Source organism: Mycobacterium sp. PSTR-4-N, from assembly GCF_022348085.1.
Lineage (GTDB): Bacteria > Actinomycetota > Actinomycetes > Mycobacteriales > Mycobacteriaceae > Mycobacterium.
Window position 1 is genome coordinate 79,845 of the sequence record NZ_JAKRFN010000020.1, and the last position, 18,964, is coordinate 98,808.

An 18,964-nucleotide genomic window follows, 5' to 3' on the forward strand; every position below is an offset into this window, starting at 1 on the left:
CGCGCAGTTTCTCAGAAGTTGAACGCGCGGCGACTTTCCTGGGAGCGGCTCAGCTGACGACCAGTGCCGCTGCCGCGGCGGTTGCCGGTTCGGTGATCTCGGCGACGTCGCGGCCGTCTTCGACGACGAAGGCCGTCAACTCGCGCAATCCTCCGAGCAGGATCAGCGCGGTCGTGGCGGGCAGTGGATGCACCCCGGCCCGCTGGAACCCCGGGCTGGCGGTCAGCGTCGTCAGCAGCTCGGTGAGGTCGCCCATCACCTGGCGGTGCAGCGGCCGTGCGACGACTCCCAGGGCGGGAGCTTCTCTGATCCAGCACAGCGTGATGGCCGGGCGCGCCCCGATATGGGCCACATAGGCGTCGACCGCCTGCCGGATCTGCGATCTCCATTCATCCTCTGGCGCAACGGCGCCGCGGATACTCGATATCAGCTCGGCGTTGTTGCGTCTGAGCAGTTCGATCAGGCACTGCTCCTTGCCGGCGAAGTGCTCGTAGAAGGTGCGCTTCGAGGTGCGTGCGTGCCGGACGATGTCGGCGACGGTGCTGTCGCGGTAACCGCGCTCGCCGATCGACGCGGCCAACCCGTCGAGCAATCGGTCCAGTGTCGGCATCGACATCGGCACTGCTGGCTCGGTCATCGTCACCTCTTGCGGTTCCCTGGTACCAACCGGTACCGTACCGGACATGACTGTGGTACACGGCAGTACCAGCGACGCGGCCACGGATCGCCTTCCTCCGGGTCCGCGAATCCCGCCTGCGCTGCAGGGACTCGGGTTCTCGTTCGCCCGAAAATGGACGGTGCGCCAGGCCACGCGCCAGTGCGGTGACGTGTTCACACTGAGCCTCCCGGTGTTCGGGCGGTCGGTGATCGTGGCCGATCCCGTGCTGGCGAAGCAGGTCTTCATGGCCGACCCCGACGACGTGGGCAACATCTCGCCCAATCTGTCGCGCGTGCTCGGCCCCGGTTCGGTGTTCGCCCTCGACGGCGCCGACCATCGACTGCGGCGCAAGCTGCTGACGCCGCCGCTGCACGGCAAGAGCATCAAGAACTACGAGCGCATCTTCGAAGAGGAGACGCTGCGCGAGATCCAGACATGGCCGGAGGGTTCGTCATTCGAGACGCTCGAGCCGATGATGCGGATCACGCTGAACGTCATCCTGCGCGCGGTGTTCGGCGCGGACGGCGCACACCTGGACGAGCTGCGGCGCAGCATCCCGCCCTGGGTCACGCTGGGGTCGAGGCTGGCCGTGCTCCCGATGCCCTCGCACACCTACGGGCGGTTCACCCCGTGGGGCCGGCTCGCGGCCTACCGCAAGACCTACGACGAGATCATCGGCCGGCTGATCGACGCCGTCGCCGCCGATCCGAACCTCGACTCACGCGACGACGTGCTCTCGCTCCTGCTGCGCAGCTCCTACGACGACGGCTCAGCGATGTCACGGGAGGACGTCGGTGACGAACTGCTCACCCTGCTGGCCGCCGGGCACGAGACCACTGCTGCGACCCTGGGGTGGGCTTTCGAGAGATTCAGTCGCCACCCCGAGGTGCTCGAGGCGCTCGCCGCGGAAGCCGACACCGAGGACAACACCTACCGGCAGGCGGCGATCCTCGAGGTGCAGCGCACGCGCACGATCATCGACTTCGCGGGACGGCACGTGTACGCACCGTCGTTCGAGCTCGGCGACTGGGTGATCCCGCACGGCTACTCGATCCTCGTGGCGATCGCGCAGATGCACCGCCGCGCAGAGGAATTCCCTGATCCGTTGACGTTCGACCCCCAACGCTTCGTCGGTCAGCGACCCTCCACCTTCGCCCACATCCCGTTCGGCGGCGGCACCCGACGTTGTGTCGGGGCCACCTTCGCCAACGTGGAGATGGACGTCGTGCTACGAACGGTGTTGCGCCACTTCACCATCGAATCGACCACCGAGCCGGCGGAGAAGGCGCACTTCCGCGGTGTCGCCCACACGCCGAAGCTGGGCGGACGGATCGTGGTCCGCCGCCGCCGCCAGGCGAAGTAGACCACCGCCGCTAGCTACACCTGCGTGCGCTTGGGCAGCTTCCAGCCCGGCCGCGGGAAGTGGCAGGTGTAGCCGTTGGGGTAGTGCAGCAGGTAGTCCTGGTGCTCCGGCTCGGCCTCCCAGAAATCCGGTGCGGGGCTGACCTCGGTGACCACCTTGCCCGGCCATAGGCCGGAGGCGTCGACGTCGGCGATCGTGTCGAGCGCGACCTCGCGCTGTTCGTCGTCGACGTAGAAGATCTCCGAGCGGTAGCTGGAGCCGACGTCGTTGCCCTGCCGGTTCTTCGTCGTCGGATCGTGGATCTGGAAGAAGAACTCGAGCAGAGCCCGGTAGTCGGTCTGCGCCGGGTCGTAGACGATCTCGACGGCCTCGGCGTGCCCCGGGTGGTTGCGATAGGTCGGGTGATCGTTCTGCCCGCCGGTGTAGCCGACGCGGGTGGACACCACGCCCGGCTGGCGGCGGATCAGATCCTGCATGCCCCAGAAGCAGCCGCCGGCCAGCACGGCCCGCTTGTAGTCACTCATGCGCGCTCCTCGTCGGATTCGGTGGATTCGGTGAACAATTCACGGTACTGCCCATAGCCCTGGGCCTCGAGGTCGTCGAGGTGGACGAACCGCAGCGCCGCAGAGTTGATGCAGTACCGCAGGCCGCCCGCCTCGCGCGGTCCGTCGGTGAAGACGTGTCCGAGGTGGCTGTCGCCGTGGGCGGAGCGGACCTCGGTGCGCATCATCAGATGGGAGAAGTCGCGCTTGCGGATGACGTTCTCCGGGTCGACGGGCCGAGTGAAGCTCGGCCATCCCGAGCCGCTCTCGAACTTGTCGACCGACGCGAACAGCGGCTCACCGGACACCACGTCGACGTAGAGGCCGGGTTCGTGGTTGTCCCAGTACTCGCCGGTGAAGGGGCGTTCGGTGCCGTTCTCCTGGGTGACGTGGTACTGCTCGGGCGACAGTGCGCCGACCGCGTCGGGATTTCTGTTGTAGGTCTGGGTCACGGGACCTCCTCGGGTTGGCACTTGTACAACCGTGAGTGGTCTGCCGTTAGTTCCCGTTACGTACCTCGTCGACCAGCGTCACGATCTCGTCAGCGACGGCCTGCGGCCGGTACAGCATCTGGTTGTGTCCGGTCCCCGGCACGATGACGTTGGCAGTGCCGAGCGCGGCGGCCAACATGTCGTTCGCCTGATGGACCTGAGCCTGGGTGTAGTTGTCAGGCTTGAGGTTCTTCGGCGCGGCGAATTTGTCGGCGCTCAGGACCACGGCCGGGACGCGGGGCAGCGGGGGTGCGGCCGCGATCGTCGCGAACGCGTCGTACGGCAGGATCGCTTCCTCTCCCGGCGGCTTGCTGCGCCCGTCGGCGTCGAAGGCGTCGTTCTGGTCGGGCCGTCCGACGCTCAGCAGGAATTCCGACGTCGGCTCGGAGAAGAGCAGGCCGCTGACGAGTTCCGGATGCTGTCGCGCCAGCAGGTCGAGAACCAGGCCGCCGTAGGAGTGGGCGACGAACACCATCGGGGTCGGCAGCGCTGCCGCGGCGATCAACGCGACGACGTCGTCGACGTCCTGCTGCACAGTGTGCGGCTGCGCGACGGGGGTCGACCGATCCGGGCCGTCGGGCCGGGTGCCGGGTCTGTCGTAGGAGCAGATGCGCGTCGTGCGCGCGACGATCGGCTGCGCCGCGAGGTCGGTGGGGTAGTCGATCGCGGCCTCTTCGACGAGGTCGTAGGGCTGGGAGCGAACCGGGTCGTCCGGCGCGATCGACGCGTTCCATGCCTGGGCGTAGCTGCCCATGCCGGGAATGACGAAGACGGTGGGCGAGTCCGCAGCGGCGCTGCCCTGGCAGTTCAGATAGAGGCTGCGACCGTTGCCGATGTCGATCAGCCCGGCGAAGTCCTGCGCGAGGGCGGGTGGAGCGGTTGCGAGCGCGACGATGACCCCGATGGTGATGACCCCGATGGTCGTCGCGAGCGACGTCTTCACGTCAAGGACGATACGACCGGTCGACAAGACCAGGTAGAACGTGTTCTAGTTCTGGGTGTGACGGGTAGCACTTTCAGTCGCGACGAACTGATCGACGCGTTCGCCGAGTTCGAGAAGACGGTCGATCGCGCGGCGACCACGCGCGACTGGGACCCCTGGGTCGCGCAGTACACCGACGACGTGCTCTACATCGAGCACGCGGCCGGCACGATGCGTGGCCGCGAGGAGGTGCGGCCCTGGATCTGGAACACCATGGAAACGTTCCCGGGCAGCTACATGACGTCGTTCCCGTCGCGGTGGAAGGTGTTCGACGAGGACACCGGGCGGGTGATCTGCGAGCTCGACAACCCGATGCGCGACCCCGGTGACGGAACGATCATCAGCGCGACGAACATCTCGATCGTCACCTATGCCGGTGACGGTCAGTGGTGCCGGCAGGAGGACATCTACAACCCACTGCGCTTCGTCAAGGCCACCCTGAAGTGGTGCCGCAGAGCCCAGGAGCTCGGCACCCTACCCGACGAGGCCGCCGAGTGGATGGCGCAGGTGACGCGATGAGCGCACTTGTCATCGGGGCCAACGGCTACCTCGGCAGCCATGTGACCCGACAGCTCGTCGACGCCGGAGAAGACGTGCGCGTGATGGTCCGCGACGGCGCCAACACGATCGGTATCGACGACCTCATCGGACAAGGTGCCGTGACGCGCTTCGTCGGCGACATCTTCGACCACGCGGTGTTACGCGAGGCCATGACCGGTGTCGACGTCGTCTACTACTGCGTCGTCGACACCCGCGGGTGGCTGCGCGATCCGGCACCGCTGTTCCGCACCAACGTCGAGGGCACCCGCGGAGTACTCGACGTGGCGGTCGAACCGGCGATCGCGGCTGGGCTGCGGAAGTTCGTGTTCACCAGCAGCTACGCCACGGTCGCCCGGCGGCGCGGCCACACCGCGACCGAGGACGACGTGATCAGCGACGAGAGTGCGCTCACCCCGTACGTGCAGTCGCGCGTGCAGGCCGAGCGGCTCGTCCTGGAGTACGCCCGCACCCGCGGCCTGCCCGCGGTGGCGATGTGCGTGTCCACCACATACGGCGCGGGGGACTGGGGCCGCACCCCGCACGGCGCGATCATCGCCGGCGCCGCGTTCGGCAAGCTGCCGTTCGTGCTGGGGAGCATCGAGCTCGAGGCCGTCGGCATCGACGACGCGGCGGCCGCCCTGCTGCTCGCCGCCGAGAAGGGCAGGGTCGGCGAGCGCTATCTGATCTCGGAGAAGATGATCTCCAACGCCGAGGTGGTGCGTATCGCCGCCGAGGCGGTCGGGGTCCCGGCGCCGAGCCGAACGATCCCGCTGCCGCTGACCTACGCGATGGCAGCAATCGGCAGTCTCAAGGCGCGGCTCACCGGAACCGACGAGCGTCTCTCGCTGGACTCCGTACGACTGATGCGTGCCGAAGCCCCCGTCGACTGCAGCAAGGCCAGGCGGGAACTGGGGTGGCAGCCCCGGCCCGTCGAGGAGTCGATCCGGGAGGCCGCGAAATTCTGGGTCGACCTGCGCTCCGCGAAACGGTAGGCCCTGCCACAATCTGTCGGTGCTCAACGGTTACATCTCGCACTGGTACGACGGCCTGCCCACTCCCCGCGCCGCGCTACCAGGCAGTCGTGACGCCGATGTCTGCATCGTCGGCGCCGGCTACACAGGGTTGTGGACGGCCTACTACCTGAAGAAGGCGGACCCGAGCCTTCGCATCGTGGTGCTCGAGGCCCGGTTCGCCGGATTCGGGGCCTCGGGGCGCAACGGCGGCTGGCTGTCGGGTCTGGTGCCCGGCGATCGTGAGCGCATGGCGCGGCAGTACGGCCGCGACGGTGTGGTGGCGTGGCAGCGTGCGCTCAACGAGGCCGTCGACGAGGTCATCGACGTCGCCGCGACAGAGGGCATCGACGCCGGCATCGTCAAGGGCGGAACGCTCGAAGTCGCCCGTAATCGGGCGCAGGCCAGTCGGCTGGCCGCCGCCGCGGCCGCAGAGCGACGCTGGCAGGTGGACGGTATCGAGGAACTCTCCAGAGACGAAGCGCGGCAACGCATCCAGCTCAGTGACGTAGTGGCGGCGTACCACAACCCGCACTGCGCCCGGATCCAGCCGGCGCGCCTGGTGCGCGGATTGGCCGACACCGTCGCCGCGCTCGGCGTCGACATCTACGAGCGCTCACCGGTGGTCGAGATCGCGGCCGGTCGGGCAGTCACCCCGCGCGGCACCGTCACCGCCCCGATCGTGCTGCGTGCCACCGAGGGATTCACCGCGGGGCTGCCCGGGCTGAAACGCCGCTGGTTACCGATGAACAGCTCGATGATCGCGACCGACCCGATCCCGGCGCACGTGTGGGACGAGATCGGCTGGCAGGGTAGGGAAACGCTCGGCGACACCGCGCACGGCTTCTTCTACGCGCAGCGCACCGTCGACGACCGCATCGCGATCGGCGGGCGCAGCGTGCCCTACCGGTTCGGCTCCCGCACCGACCGGGACGGCCGGGTGCCCGAGCGCACCATCACCGCACTGACCGCCACGCTGCGCACGGTTCTGCCACAGGTGTCCGACATCGGCATCGCGCACGGCTGGTGCGGCGTGTTGGCGGTGCCGCGGGACTGGGAGGCGACCGTCGACTTCGACAGGACCAGCGGGCTGGGCTGGGCCGGCGGCTACGTGGGCCACGGCGTCACCGCGACCAACCTGGCCGGCCGCACACTCGTCGACCTGGTGCTCGGCCGCTCGGCCCCCTTGACCGAGTTGCCCTGGGTGGGCCACCGGTCCAAGCAGTGGGAGCCCGAACCGCTGCGCTGGCTCGGAGTGCGGGGCATGTACCTGGCGTACAAGGCCGCAGATTGGCACGAGGCGCGGGGCCGTGCCGGAACCTCGCCGATCGCCGTCGTCGCGGACAAGATCGCCGGCCGGCCGCATTAGTCGGGACCGAGGCGTTCAATGGAGTCATGACCGACCGCCCTGTACTCGAACCGTCGAGCGAACACCCGATCACCGTGACCCCGACCGGGCACCGCGTCGTCGTCCGGATCGCCGGCGAGGTGATCGCCGACACCACAGCCGCGCTCACCTTGCAAGAGTCCGATTACCCTGCGGTGCACTACATTCCGATTTCAGACGTGAGCGCCGACCGGTTGCAGCGCAGCGATACCGCCACCTATTGCCCCTTCAAGGGGGACGCCGGCTACTACCACGTCAGAACCGATGGTGACACCGTCACCGACGCGGTGTGGACCTACGAGCAGCCCTATCCCGCGGTCTCGGCCATCGCCGGGCACGTCGCGTTCTACCCGAACAAGGCCGATGTCGTGGTGGAGCCCTAGCCCGTGGGGGAGAGCAGGACGACCAGCGTCACCTTCGCCGGCCCCGCGAGTCCGGCGCTGACATTGTCACCGTTGCGCCGGGGCCGGGCCGACCCGTGCTACCACGACGCGCCCGACGGGGCGATCTGGCGGACCAGCCTGCTGGCGAGTGGGCCCGTCACCGCGCGCATCACCCGCGACGCGATCGACACCGTCGGATGCGAGGCGTGGGGCCCGGGGGCCGCTCAGTTCATCGACGAGCTGCCCGCCCTGCTCGGGGCCGACGACGACACGACCGGGTTCGACCCGCAGGAGCCGACGATCGCGAAGGCCCATCAGCGCGTCCCGCACCTGCGTCTGGGCCGCACCGGGCGTGTGCTCGAGGCGCTGGTGCCGGCCGTTCTGGAGCAGCGGGTGTACGGCAAGGACGCCCGGCGTGCCTGGCGCACCCTCGTCGGCAAGTACGGCGCGCCTGCCCCCGGTCCTGCACCCACCCACATGCGCGTGCCGCCGACGGCCGAGGCGTGGCGTCGGGTGCCGTCCTGGGAGTTCCACCTCGCGAACGTCGATCCTGGCCGCGCGCGGACGGTGGTCGGATCCGCGCAGCGTGCGGACGCCCTCGAGCGGCTGGTCCACCGGTCGTGCGAGGCGGCGCGTACCGCGATGGCATCGCTGCCCGGCGTCGGTGTGTGGACGGCGGCCGAGGTCGCCCAGCGCGCCATGGGGGACGCCGACGCCCTGTCGATCGGGGACTATCACCTGGCGACGATGGTGGGCTGGAGTCTGCTCGGCCACCCCATCGACGACGACGCGATGGTGGCGCTGCTGGCGCCACTGTCGCCGCACCGCCACCGCGCGATCCGACTGCTGGAAGCCAGTGGGCTCGCGGTGAATCCGCGATTCGGGCCGCGGGCGGCCATCCCGAATCTTGCCGAACTGTGACGTCGAGCGCAGACGATTATCGCGCCGACGGCCCGGGTACACCCCACGCGACAAGCGAAGGAGTTGTTACATGACGACGTTCACCGTGCCCGGACTGTCCGACAAGGCGGGGGCCGAGGTCGCAGAACTGCTGCAGAAGGCGCTGAGCCGGTACAACGATCTGCACCTGACGCTCAAGCACGTGCACTGGAATGTCGTGGGCCCCAACTTCATCGGGGTTCACGAGATGATCGACCCGCAGGTCGAACTCGTGCGCGGATACGCAGACGAAGTGGCCGAGCGCATCGCCGCCCTCGGCGCGTCGCCGCAGGGCACACCCGGAGCCATCCAGAAGGACCGCACCTGGGACGACTATTCGGTCGGCCGCGACACGGTGCAGGCGCACCTGGCTGCTCTCGACCTCGTCTACACCGGCGTCATCGAGGACACCCGCAAGAGCATCGAGCGCTCGGGTGAGCTCGACCCGGTCACCGAGGACATGCTGATCGGCCACGCCGGCGAGCTGGAGAAGTTCCAGTGGTTCGTGCGTGCCCATCTGGAGAACTCCGGTGGGCATCTCGCCAACGACGGTCAGAAGACGGAGAAGGCTGCGGCCGACGCCGCGAAGAACGGCTGAGCGGTCTGGTTCACCGGTACGCCGTGAGGCGCCCGGTGAGCGCCGGGCGGCCGTCCGAACCGATCGCCACGGAATCCACCACAGCGCTACGCCGGCCCACTCGGGTCGGCGTGGCGCTGTAGTGCGCTCCGGCGCCCCCATGCATCGGGCGCAGGAAGTTCACTCGCAGCGACCCGGTGGCGAACTCCGGCCCGTCACCGGGGTTCAGCGCTGCTGATCCGACCAGCTCGAGCCCCATCGAGGACACCCCGCCGTGGATTACGCCGACGCCGTTGTACAGCGCGGGGTCATCGCGCTGCACCAGTACTGTCGCCGAGCCGCCGGTCTCGCCCACCTCGACGGCCATGCGATCGGCCAGGCGCGGTCCGATCGCCGCCACATCAGGAGCCTCAGACCACGTCGTGAACGTCTCGGGTGCGGGGATGAAGAACGAACGGACCGTGGCCGTGGCGATCACGGTGTCATCGACGCACAGCTCGCAGAGCGCGAGTGCTGTCGTCGCCTTCGGTCCCACGGCCCGCGCGACTCCGACCACAGGGTGGTCAGGTGCAGCCGCGATGACGTCAACGGCGCCGGGTGCGATCTCGAGAGCCAATTCGCTCGACACCGTCCATTCGCCGGCCGCCCGGCGGGCGTGGTTCGCCGTGCCGGCGACATGGTCGACCAGCATCGCCAGCGGAGCGACAGTGGGCAGCCCGGTGAGCGGATTGACCAGGCCGGCGGTCGGAACGGATGCGGTTGCCGCGTCGGGGTCGTCGTCGTCGGTTTCGATCCCGAAACGTCCCAGGGGGTGGTTCAGCGGATAACGCACCCGGTCAGCCTGACCGGTGCGCCGCGGCCGCTTCACGGTGGGGTGGCTGGCGTAGTCAATGACGTTGCTGCGCAGCCTTTTTCGCGTTACCTGCCCGCGTCGTGCGCCGTCGCGATCACCGCCGGCGACTCGGGTGCTAACTCTAAGAATCTCGCCAGGCTTTCGGCAAACTTGCATGCCACTCTATCCGCACTTCAAAGGACACGTTGTCGTTATGCGGCAAATGTATGACGGGTGTGTCGCCGAGATGTGATCTGGCTCTCAATTGTCACCCTCGATCGGCATCGGGGTGAAAGACTGTCCATGGCAACGTTATTCGTCCGTGTCCTGGCCGCAGAGTCGGCAAACCGGGGCCGCGCCGGACGATGCTCGTTAGGCTCCACTAAGTTGGCATGTCAGGGGCCCTTTGTCATATCGTTTTGAGCACTTGTGGCGAGTGGAAAAAGGGCCGCCGTTCAGTGCTGCACGGAAGCCCCTCTGCCGCCGCCCCGGCTAACGTTCTCGCGCCGAGGTGTCTGAAGAAATAAGGTAGGTGGGAATGGCGCCCAGTCCTCAGGGCCTGTACAACCCCGCATTCGAGCACGATGCGTGCGGCGTGGCCATGGTGGCCGACATGCACGGCCGCCGCAGCCGCGACATCGTCGAGAAAGCCATCACCGCGCTGCTCAACCTGGAACACCGAGGCGCCCAGGGCGCGGAGCCGAACACCGGCGACGGTGCGGGCATCCTGCTGCAGGTACCGCACGAGTACTTCCAGGCGATCGTGGACTTCGATCTGCCCGAGCCGGGCAGCTACGCCACTGGTATCGCGTTCCTTCCGCAGTCGTCCAAGGACGCAGCCACGGCCTGCGAAGCCGTCGGCAAGATCGCCGAGGCCGAAGGCCTGCAGGTGCTGGGGTGGCGCGATGTGCCCACCGACGAATCGTCGCTGGGTGCTCTGGCCCGCGACGCCATGCCGACCTTCCGGCAGGTCTTCCTCGCAGGCGCCACCGGAATGGACCTCGAACGTCGCGCGTACGTGGTGCGCAAGCGGGCCGAACACGAACTGGGCACCAAGGGACCGGGCCAGGACGGCCCCGGCCGCGAAACCGTCTACTTCCCGAGCCTGTCCGGCCAGACCTTCGTCTACAAGGGCATGCTGACCACACCGCAGCTCAAGGCCTTCTACCTCGACCTGCAGGATGAGCGCCTCACCAGCGCGCTCGGCATCGTGCACTCCCGGTTCTCGACCAACACGTTCCCGTCGTGGCCGCTGGCCCACCCGTTCCGGCGCGTCGCCCACAACGGCGAGATCAACACCGTCACCGGCAACGAGAACTGGATGCGCGCCCGCGAGGCGCTGATCAACACCGACGTGTTCGGCTCGGGCCAGGACCTGGACAAGATCGTCCCCGTCTGCACGCCGGGAGCGTCCGACACCGCCCGGTTCGACGAGGTACTCGAGCTCCTGCACCTGGGCGGCCGCAGCCTGCCGCATGCGGTGCTGATGATGATCCCGGAGGCCTGGGAGCGGCACGAGTCGATGGACCCCGCGCGGCGGGCGTTCTACCAGTACCACGCCTCGCTGATGGAACCCTGGGACGGCCCCGCCGCCGTCTGCTTCACCGACGGCACCGTGATCGGCGCGGTCCTGGACCGCAACGGTCTGCGGCCGTCGCGTATCTGGGTGACCAGCGACGGACTCGTCGTGATGGCGTCGGAGGCCGGCGTCCTCGACGTCGACCCCGCCACCGTCGTGCAGAAGATGCGTCTGCAGCCCGGGCGCATGTTCCTCGTCGACACCGCGCAGGGGCGCATCGTCGACGACGAAGAGATCAAAGCCGAGCTGGCCGCCGAGCAGCCGTACCAGGACTGGCTCGACGCCGGCCTGTTCCAGCTCGAAGAGCTCCCCCCCGGCGACTACGTCCGGATGCCGCACCATCGCGTGGTGCTGCGGCAGCAGATCTTCGGCTACACCTACGAAGAGCTGAACATGCTCGTCGGGCCGATGGCCCGCACCGGTGCCGAGGCTCTCGGCTCGATGGGCACCGACACCCCGATCGCCGTGCTCTCGGCGCGGCCCCGGGTGCTGTTCGACTACTTCCAGCAGCTGTTCGCCCAGGTCACCAACCCACCGCTGGATGCCATCCGCGAAGAGGTGGTCACCAGCCTGGCCGGCACGGTCGGCCCGGAGGGTGACCTGCTCAACCCCGACGCCGAATCGTGTCGCCAGATCGCGCTGTCCCAGCCGATCCTGCGCAACGCCGAGCTGTCGAAGTTGATGTGCGTCGACCCCGATCACGAGATCCGCGGCCACAAGCACGGCATGCGCGCCGCGGTGATCCGCTGCCTGTACCCGGTCAACCGCGGCGGCCAGGGACTCAAGGAGGCCCTCGACAACGTCCGCGCCAAGGTGTCGGCCGCCATCCGCGACGGCGCCCGCATCATCGTGCTCTCCGACCGCGAATCCAACGAGCAGATGGCACCTATCCCGTCGCTGCTGTCCGTGGCCGCTGTGCACCACCACCTGGTCCGTGACCGGACCCGCACCAAGGTCGGTCTGGTCGTGGAGGCCGGCGACGCCCGCGAGGTGCACCACATGGCGTGCCTCGTCGGATTCGGCGCCGCCGCAATCAACCCCTACATGGCGTTCGAGTCAATCGAGGACATGGTCGACAGGGGCGTCATCAGCGGAATCAGCAGCGACCAGGCCAAGGCCAACTACGTCAAGGCCGCGGGCAAGGGCGTGCTCAAGGTGATGTCGAAGATGGGCATCTCGACGCTGGCGTCCTACACCGGTGCGCAGCTGTTCCAGGCCATCGGGATCAGCCAGAAGCTGCTCCACGAGTACTTCACCGGGCTGTCCTGCCCGGTCGGCGGCATCGACCTCGACGACATCGCGGCCGACGTCTCCGCCCGGCATTCGCTGGCGTACCTGGACCGTCCCGACGAATGGGCGCACCGTGAGCTCGAGGTGGGCGGTGAATACCAGTGGCGGCGCGAGGGCGAGTACCACCTGTTCAACCCGGACACCGTGTTCAAGCTCCAGCACTCCACGCGCACCGGCCAGTACGAGGTGTTCAAGGAGTACACCAAGCTGGTCGACGACCAGAGCGAGCGGATGGCCTCGCTGCGCGGGCTCCTGAAATTCCGTGCGGGCGAACGTCCGTCGGTTCCGCTCGACGAGGTGGAACCGGCCAGCGAGATCGTCAAGCGGTTCTCCACCGGCGCGATGAGCTACGGCTCGATCTCGGCGGAGGCCCACGAGACGCTGGCCATCGCGATGAACCGGCTCGGCGGCCGGTCGAACTCGGGCGAGGGCGGCGAAGCGGTCGCGCGCTTCGACCGCGACGAGAACGGCGACTGGCGGCGCAGCGCGATCAAGCAGGTCGCCTCGGGCCGCTTCGGCGTCACGTCGCACTACCTGTCGAACTGCACCGACATCCAGATCAAGATGGCGCAGGGTGCGAAACCCGGTGAGGGCGGCCAACTTCCGGGGCACAAGGTGTACCCGTGGGTGGCCGAGGTCCGGCACTCCACGCCCGGCGTGGGGTTGATCTCGCCGCCGCCGCACCACGACATCTACTCCATCGAGGATCTCGCTCAGCTGATCCACGACCTCAAGAACGCCAACCCGCAGGCGCGGGTGCACGTGAAGCTGGTGAGCGAGAACGGCGTCGGCACCGTCGCCGCGGGTGTGTCCAAGGCGCACGCCGACGTGGTGCTCATCTCCGGGCACGACGGCGGCACCGGCGCCACCCCGCTGACGTCGATGAAGCACGCCGGCGCGCCGTGGGAGCTGGGGCTGGCCGAAACGCAGCAGACCCTGCTGCTCAACGGGCTTCGCGACCGCATCGTGGTCCAGGTCGACGGCCAGCTCAAGACGGGCCGCGACGTCGTGATCGCGGCGCTGCTGGGCGCCGAGGAGTTCGGCTTCGCCACCGCACCGCTGGTGGTGTCGGGCTGCATCATGATGCGCGTCTGCCACCTCGACACCTGCCCGGTGGGTGTGGCCACCCAGAATCCGTTGCTGCGGCAGCGCTTCAACGGCAAGCCCGAGTTCGTCGAGAACTTCTTCATGTTCATCGCCGAAGAGGTTCGGGAGCTGATGGCGCAGTTGGGCTTCCGGACCGTCAACGAGATGGTCGGCCAGGTCGGTGCACTCGACACCGCCAAGGCTGCCGAGCACTGGAAGGCCCACAAGCTCGATCTGGCTCCCGTGCTGCACGAACCCGAGTCGGCGTTCATGAACCAGGACCTGTACTGCAGTTCGCGCCAGGACCACGGATTGGACAAGGCGCTCGACCAGCAGCTGATCGTGCAGTGCCGGGAGGCACTCGACGGCGGTGCGCCTGTGCGCTTCTCCACGACGATCGCCAACGTCAACCGCACCGTCGGCACCATGCTCGGTCACGAGGTGACGAAGGCCTACGGGGGACAGGGTCTTCCCGACGGCACGATCGACATCACCTTCGAGGGCTCGGCGGGCAACAGCTTCGGCGCGTTCGTCCCGAAGGGCATCACGCTGCGGGTCTACGGTGACGCCAACGACTATGTCGGCAAGGGTCTTTCCGGCGGACGCATCGTGGTGCGCCCACCGGACGCGGCGCCCTCGGGCTATGTGGCGGAGGACAACATCATCGCCGGCAACGTGGTGCTCTTCGGCGCCACCAGCGGGCAGATGTTCCTCCGCGGTCAGGTAGGCGAGCGGTTCGCCGTGCGGAACTCCGGCGCGCACGCAGTCGTGGAAGGCGTGGGCGACCACGGCTGCGAATACATGACGGGTGGACGGGTCGTGATCCTCGGCCCCACGGGCCGCAATTTCGCGGCGGGCATGTCCGGCGGCATCAGCTACGTCTACGACCCCGACAACGTGCTCGCCGACAATCTCAACGGCGACATGGTGGCTCTCGAGAGCCTCGACGACGAGGACACCGAGTTCTTGCGCGACATCATCGCCGCGCATGTGGACGCCACCGATTCGGCCGTGGGCCAACGGATTCTGGCCGACTGGGACGCCCAGTCCGGATATTTCACCAAGGTGATGCCCCGCGATTACAAGCGTGTGTTGCAGGCCATCGCCGATGCGGAACGCAACGGAGACGATGTGAACGAGGCGATCATGGCGGCCGCAAGTGGCTGATCCGCGCGGTTTCATGAAGTACACCCACCGGGAGACCCCGCAGCGTCGCCCCGTCGACCTGCGGCTGCGGGACTGGAAAGAGGTCTACGAGGATTTCCCTCCCGACCATCTGCAGGTTCAGGCCGCACGATGCATGGACTGCGGTATCCCGTTCTGCCACAACGGCTGTCCGCTGGGGAACCTGATCCCGGAGTGGAACGACCTGGTGCGCACCGACCGGTGGCGGGAGGCCATCGAGCGGTTGCACGCGACCAACAATTTCCCGGAGTTCACCGGGCGGCTGTGCCCCGCCCCGTGCGAGGGCTCGTGCGTGCTCGGCATCAACCAGGACCCGGTGACCATCAAGCAGGTCGAGGTCGAGATCATCGACCGCGCCTTCGACGAGGGCTGGGTGGTTCCGTTGCCGCCCGATCGTCTCACCGGCAAGAAGGTGGCCGTCGTCGGCTCCGGTCCGGCGGGACTCGCTGCGGCGCAACAGCTCACGCGCGCGGGTCACGATGTGACGGTGTTCGAGCGCGACGACCGGATCGGCGGCCTGCTCCGTTACGGCATCCCCGAGTTCAAGATGGAGAAGCGCCACATCGACCGTCGTCTCGAGCAGATGGAGGCCGAGGGTACGAAGTTCCGCACCGGCGTGAACGTCGGCGTCGACATCACCGCCGCGCAACTGCGATCGCAGTTCGACGCGGTGGTGCTGGCCGGCGGCGCGACGGCGCGGCGGGATCTACCGATCCCCGGGCGCGACCTCGACGGTATCCACCAGGCCATGGAATACCTGCCCTGGGCCAACCGCGTCCAGCTCGGCGATCCCGTCGTCGACGACGACGATCAGCCACCGATCACCGCAAAAGGCAAGAAGGTCATCATCATCGGCGGCGGTGATACGGGCGCCGACTGCCTGGGCACCGCGCACCGCCAGGGCGCCGAGCACGTGCACCAGTTCGAGATCATGCCGCGGCCGCCGGAGACCCGCGCGGATTCGACACCGTGGCCGACCTATCCGCTGATGTACCGCGTCACCTCCGCGCACGAAGAGGGTGGCGAGCGGGTGTACTCGGTCAACACCGAAGAGTTCTTCGGTGAGAACGGCCGAGTGACGGGCCTGCGCGGCTACGAGGTCGAGATGAAGGCCGGCAAGTTCGAGAAGGTCGACGGCACCGAATTCGAGATGGCCGCCGACCTCGTGCTGCTGGCCATGGGCTTCACCGGCCCGGAGCGCGAGGGCTTGCTGGCCGACCTGAAGGTCGAGATGAGCGAGCGCGGCAACGTCAACCGTGACTCGAAGTTCGCCACGTCCGTGCCCGGGGTGTACGTCGCCGGCGACATGGGCCGCGGCCAGTCCTTGATCGTGTGGGCGATCGCGGAGGGCCGCGCGGCGGCCTCCGCGGTGGACACATACCTGATGGGGCACACGGCGCTGCCGGCGCCCATCAAGCCCACCGCGGTGCCGCAGCGGTAGTCAGTCAGGCAGTTCGTCGGAGGGGGTCGGTTCGAATCCCGGCCCCCGCAACGGCTCACCGAAGCGGGCTCTGAATTGCACCAGTGGCTCGATCGTGCGCACGGCGAGAGCCAGGCGCTCGTCCAGGGTTCCGGTCAGGAGCACCCACGAGTGCCCGGCTGCGGTGAGGGCGTCGGCGAACCAGTCGGTCATCGCCGCGCGAACGGCCAGATCGCCCTCGCGCATACCGTCGTCGTGCCACGGCACGCCGTCATGGTCGGTGAGTAGGTACACCGCTCTCGGCGGTACCGCGGTCCAGGGCCCGCCCGATGCATCGTCGAGGTAACGGCGTTTCCAGATCCCGGTGGCAAAGGCGTCGGTATCGCAGATGAGCACCGGAGACCCGGTGCGTGCAGCACGGTTCTCGCGCCTCGTCTGCTCGGGCCCGATCATGTCGAAATCTCCTGCAGTCCAGATCAGTTCATCGATCGCGGTACCAGGGTGTTCGTCGAGTTTGCGTTGGGTGTACTCCCTGCCGTATTCCGGCACGCACTGCGTGGCCGCCCACACCCCACCCCTGCGGCGGAAGTGCCGGGTCAGGAGCTGCGCGATCGTGGTCGTGCCCGTCGACTCCGCGCCGACCACCACCACCCGAGTGGTCAGTCCGGCCCGTGTGGCGGGCGCCAACTCGCTCCAGCGGCCGGCGAGATCATGTCGGACCGCTGTACTACTGCCGACACGACCCGTGCGCACGGCGGTGGCGCCGAACCACCGAGCGAGCTCGACGACGTAGTCGTCGCCGCTGAAGACGGCATCGACATCCGCTGTCGCCCCGCCACAACGCAAGCCCGCCCGCATCGCGCCGACCTGCGCCACCCACACTCGCTGGTCCGTCACATCCACCGGGGCGTCACAACGGATCCCCGCGATCCGGATATTCGGTTCCCCGGAGTGCTCGTCGGCCATCCACGCCATTCGCTGCGCAAGAGGGATCGATTCGAACGCCGATGCCATCACGAGCACCGTGAACTCATCGCAGCGCGCAGCCGCCGCCCGGATAGCCTCGTGATGTCCGATCCTCGGTGGGTAGAACTTGCCGACCATCAGGCCGTGCCGAAAGTCGGTCATATCGTCAGCGCGACCGGCGCGGCGGACTGTCGTACCCGAGTCCAGGACCGCAGCCCCGCGACACACAGCGCGAGGAAGACGACGTAGATCATCGCCGTCAGCACAAGCCCCTTGCTCAGGTACAGCGGTATGTAGATGCAGTCAGCCACGATCCAGAAGTACCAGTTCTCGATACGGCGGGTGTTGAGCAGCCATTGCGCAACCAACGCCAGACAGGTGGTGACTGCATCGAGGAATGGTGCCGAATCGTCGGCGGCCGTGAGGATGAGGACGAGCGCCCCTGTTCCGACCACCAAAAACGTTGCACACAGCGTCCATTCGAGTAGCCCGATGCGGTGAACCACCAGTTCACCGTCGTCGGCCCGGCCGTGCAGCCACTGCCACCAGCCGGCGAACCCCAACGCCAGGTAGAGCACCTGCAGCCCAGACGCCGCCCACAAACTCGCGGAAGCGAACAGCACGAGGAAGAACACGTTGTTGGCGATGCCGATCGGAAAGTTGAGGATGTTGCGGCGCACCACCAGCGCCACACACCAACCGCCGGTGACGAATCCGAGAAACTCGGCCCAGCTGACCGAATCGCCACCGAGAGTGAAGAACGTCTGGTTCAGCGGGGAAACCAGGGTTGCCAGCCAGTCGATCACAGCGTTCCTCCGATCGTCGCGGCCAAGCGCGCCAGGTCTTCTGCGGTGAATCCCGGCCACCCGTGCAGCTGTTGACGCCACTGGACGGGGATCGCAGAGGCCCCGTACGCCGCGCCGACCAGGCCACCGGCGATCGCCGCGACGGTGTCGGTGTCGAATCCGCAGCGCACCGCCGCATCCAGGGCGCGCGATAGATGGCCGGCCCCGGTGGCGGTCACGGCGATCGCCGACCACGCTGCCTGCAGGGCGTGCACCACCCAGCCGTTCTCCGGAAAATCTGCAGGACGCGCTCGCTCAGCCTGCTCGATGCGCTCCGTCCAGATGTCGCGGCGGCCGGCGGCGATGTGCGGTAACCCGATTCGCACGTCCAGTTCGGCACTCAAGACGGCGTGGCGAATGGCGCAGCACCACAGCACCGTTGCCTCGGCTGCCTCAGGATCTGCATGGGTCAGCGTGCTGATGTCCCACGCAGCCTCGATCAAGGCGGGCTCGTCATCCAGATAGGCCAGAGCCACCGGCGCCGTGCGCATCAGCGAGCCGTTTCCTCCGGAGCGTCCGGTCTCGGCGTGCACCGCAGTGGCCGCGTTCCGCGCACTGTGTGCCGACGCGCCGCGACACCGGTCGAGTACTGATCGAGTCTGGATACCAACGTCTTTGGCGTCGCGCGACCAGTCATACCACCGCGCCACGATGGCGTCCTGTGCCGCCGCGTCGCGCAGGTCGTTGCCGGCTGCTGCGACCTCGGCGATGGCGATCGCCATCGCTGTGTCATCGGTCCACTCACCGGGTCGCCACGGACCGCCGCCGGCCATCTCGACGGGCAACCCAGGTCCGCGGGGTGGCTGGAATTCGTAGGGCGCGCCGAGCGCGTCGCCCGCCGCCGTACCGACCAGAACACCTTCCACGCGATCCCTCAGTGATGTCATCG

The 18,964-nt window shown here is 68.0% G+C and carries 17 protein-coding genes; 9 read left to right on the forward strand and 8 right to left on the reverse strand.

Annotated features, from left to right (window positions below; genetic code table 11):
- Window positions 1–49 precede the first annotated feature (49 nt).
- Window positions 50–637, reverse strand: a complete 588-nt coding sequence (locus MHN84_RS22705; protein WP_241206771.1) for a TetR/AcrR family transcriptional regulator — start codon at window positions 635–637, stop codon at window positions 50–52.
- A gap of 46 nt (window positions 638–683) precedes the next feature.
- On the opposite strand from MHN84_RS22705, the gene MHN84_RS22710 reads away from it, so the two are divergent.
- A complete protein-coding gene (locus MHN84_RS22710) occupies window positions 684–2,021 on the forward strand; it encodes a cytochrome P450 (protein WP_241206772.1) in 1,338 nt (445 codons plus the stop codon).
- A gap of 14 nt (window positions 2,022–2,035) precedes the next feature.
- On the opposite strand, the gene msrA is transcribed toward MHN84_RS22710, so the two are convergent.
- The 3 genes from msrA to MHN84_RS22725 are packed head-to-tail and all read right to left on the reverse strand — an operon-like array spanning window position 2,036 to window position 3,997.
- Window positions 2,036–2,545 carry a peptide-methionine (S)-S-oxide reductase MsrA gene (msrA, locus tag MHN84_RS22715; RefSeq protein WP_241206773.1) on the reverse strand — a complete coding sequence of 170 codons (510 nt, stop codon included), beginning with the start codon at window positions 2,543–2,545 and terminating at the stop codon, window positions 2,036–2,038.
- Window positions 2,542–3,015, reverse strand: a complete 474-nt coding sequence (gene msrB, locus MHN84_RS22720; RefSeq protein ID WP_241206774.1) for a peptide-methionine (R)-S-oxide reductase MsrB — start codon at window positions 3,013–3,015, stop codon at window positions 2,542–2,544. The genes msrA and msrB overlap by 4 nt, the downstream gene beginning before the upstream one ends.
- 46 nt (window positions 3,016–3,061) lie before the next feature.
- Window positions 3,062–3,997: an alpha/beta fold hydrolase gene (locus tag MHN84_RS22725; protein WP_241206775.1), complete on the reverse strand. Its 936-nt coding sequence runs from the start codon at window positions 3,995–3,997 to the stop codon at window positions 3,062–3,064.
- A gap of 57 nt (window positions 3,998–4,054) precedes the next feature.
- Between MHN84_RS22725 and MHN84_RS22730 the strand changes: the two genes are divergently transcribed.
- From MHN84_RS22730 to MHN84_RS22755, 6 genes are all read left to right on the forward strand, one after another.
- Window positions 4,055–4,555, forward strand: a complete 501-nt coding sequence (locus MHN84_RS22730) for a nuclear transport factor 2 family protein (protein WP_241206776.1) — start codon at window positions 4,055–4,057, stop codon at window positions 4,553–4,555.
- Entirely contained in the window at window positions 4,552–5,568 is a 1,017-nt protein-coding gene (locus MHN84_RS22735; protein ID WP_241206777.1) for an NAD-dependent epimerase/dehydratase family protein, read from the forward strand. The genes MHN84_RS22730 and MHN84_RS22735 overlap by 4 nt, the downstream gene beginning before the upstream one ends.
- Before the next feature lie 13 nt (window positions 5,569–5,581).
- Window positions 5,582–6,955: an FAD-binding oxidoreductase gene (locus MHN84_RS22740; RefSeq protein WP_241206820.1), complete on the forward strand. Its 1,374-nt coding sequence runs from the start codon at window positions 5,582–5,584 to the stop codon at window positions 6,953–6,955.
- A gap of 26 nt (window positions 6,956–6,981) precedes the next feature.
- Window positions 6,982–7,356, forward strand: coding sequence for a DUF427 domain-containing protein (locus MHN84_RS22745; RefSeq protein WP_241206778.1), 375 nt, complete (start codon window positions 6,982–6,984; stop codon window positions 7,354–7,356).
- Window positions 7,357–7,359: 3 nt separating this feature from the next.
- Window positions 7,360–8,277 carry a DNA-3-methyladenine glycosylase gene (locus MHN84_RS22750; RefSeq protein ID WP_241206779.1) on the forward strand — a complete coding sequence of 306 codons (918 nt, stop codon included), beginning with the start codon at window positions 7,360–7,362 and terminating at the stop codon, window positions 8,275–8,277.
- Window positions 8,278–8,347: 70 nt separating this feature from the next.
- Window positions 8,348–8,893 (forward strand): DNA starvation/stationary phase protection protein, encoded by a 546-nt coding sequence (locus MHN84_RS22755; protein WP_241206780.1) that lies wholly within the window; start codon window positions 8,348–8,350, stop codon window positions 8,891–8,893.
- A 10-nt stretch (window positions 8,894–8,903) separates the two neighbouring features.
- Here the strand turns inward: MHN84_RS22755 and MHN84_RS22760 are convergent, their stop codons facing one another.
- The gene (locus MHN84_RS22760; RefSeq protein WP_241206781.1) at window positions 8,904–9,704 is read right to left on the reverse strand and encodes a PaaI family thioesterase; all 801 of its coding nucleotides are present in this window, start codon (window positions 9,702–9,704) and stop codon (window positions 8,904–8,906) included.
- A 538-nt stretch (window positions 9,705–10,242) separates the two neighbouring features.
- Here MHN84_RS22760 and gltB point away from each other — a divergent pair.
- On the forward strand, window positions 10,243–14,826 hold the full coding sequence (gene gltB / locus MHN84_RS22765; RefSeq protein WP_241206782.1) for a glutamate synthase large subunit: 4,584 nt from the start codon (window positions 10,243–10,245) through the stop codon (window positions 14,824–14,826).
- Window positions 14,819–16,285 (forward strand): glutamate synthase subunit beta, encoded by a 1,467-nt coding sequence (locus MHN84_RS22770; protein WP_241206783.1) that lies wholly within the window; start codon window positions 14,819–14,821, stop codon window positions 16,283–16,285. Before gltB ends, MHN84_RS22770 begins: the two co-directional genes overlap by 8 nt.
- Here MHN84_RS22770 and MHN84_RS22775 read toward each other — a convergent pair whose 3' ends face one another.
- Genes MHN84_RS22775 through MHN84_RS22785 form a run of 3 tightly spaced genes read right to left on the reverse strand, consistent with a single transcriptional unit; the run spans window position 16,286 to window position 18,941 of the window.
- On the reverse strand, window positions 16,286–17,392 hold the full coding sequence (locus MHN84_RS22775; protein ID WP_241206784.1) for an AAA family ATPase: 1,107 nt from the start codon (window positions 17,390–17,392) through the stop codon (window positions 16,286–16,288).
- Window positions 17,389–18,036 (reverse strand): nicotinamide riboside transporter PnuC, encoded by a 648-nt coding sequence (gene pnuC / locus MHN84_RS22780; protein ID WP_241206785.1) that lies wholly within the window; start codon window positions 18,034–18,036, stop codon window positions 17,389–17,391. Before pnuC ends, MHN84_RS22775 begins: the two co-directional genes overlap by 4 nt.
- Window positions 18,033–18,941, reverse strand: coding sequence for an ADP-ribosylglycohydrolase family protein (locus tag MHN84_RS22785; RefSeq protein WP_241206786.1), 909 nt, complete (start codon window positions 18,939–18,941; stop codon window positions 18,033–18,035). The genes pnuC and MHN84_RS22785 overlap by 4 nt, the downstream gene beginning before the upstream one ends.
- Between the last annotated feature and the right edge of the window lie 23 nt (window positions 18,942–18,964).

Coding starts and splice junctions, on each gene's coding strand:
- gltB (WP_241206782.1), top strand. CDS start 10,243: ATGGCGCCCAGTCCTCAGGGCCTGTACAACCCCGCATTCGAGCACGAT.
- MHN84_RS22775 (WP_241206784.1), bottom strand. CDS start 17,392: ATGACCGACTTTCGGCACGGCCTGATGGTCGGCAAGTTCTACCCACCG.
- msrA (WP_241206773.1), bottom strand. CDS start 2,545: ATGAGTGACTACAAGCGGGCCGTGCTGGCCGGCGGCTGCTTCTGGGGC.
- MHN84_RS22745 (WP_241206778.1), top strand. CDS start 6,982: ATGACCGACCGCCCTGTACTCGAACCGTCGAGCGAACACCCGATCACC.
- MHN84_RS22710 (WP_241206772.1), top strand. CDS start 684: ATGACTGTGGTACACGGCAGTACCAGCGACGCGGCCACGGATCGCCTT.
- MHN84_RS22705 (WP_241206771.1), bottom strand. CDS start 637: ATGACCGAGCCAGCAGTGCCGATGTCGATGCCGACACTGGACCGATTG.
- MHN84_RS22735 (WP_241206777.1), top strand. CDS start 4,552: ATGAGCGCACTTGTCATCGGGGCCAACGGCTACCTCGGCAGCCATGTG.
- MHN84_RS22755 (WP_241206780.1), top strand. CDS start 8,348: ATGACGACGTTCACCGTGCCCGGACTGTCCGACAAGGCGGGGGCCGAG.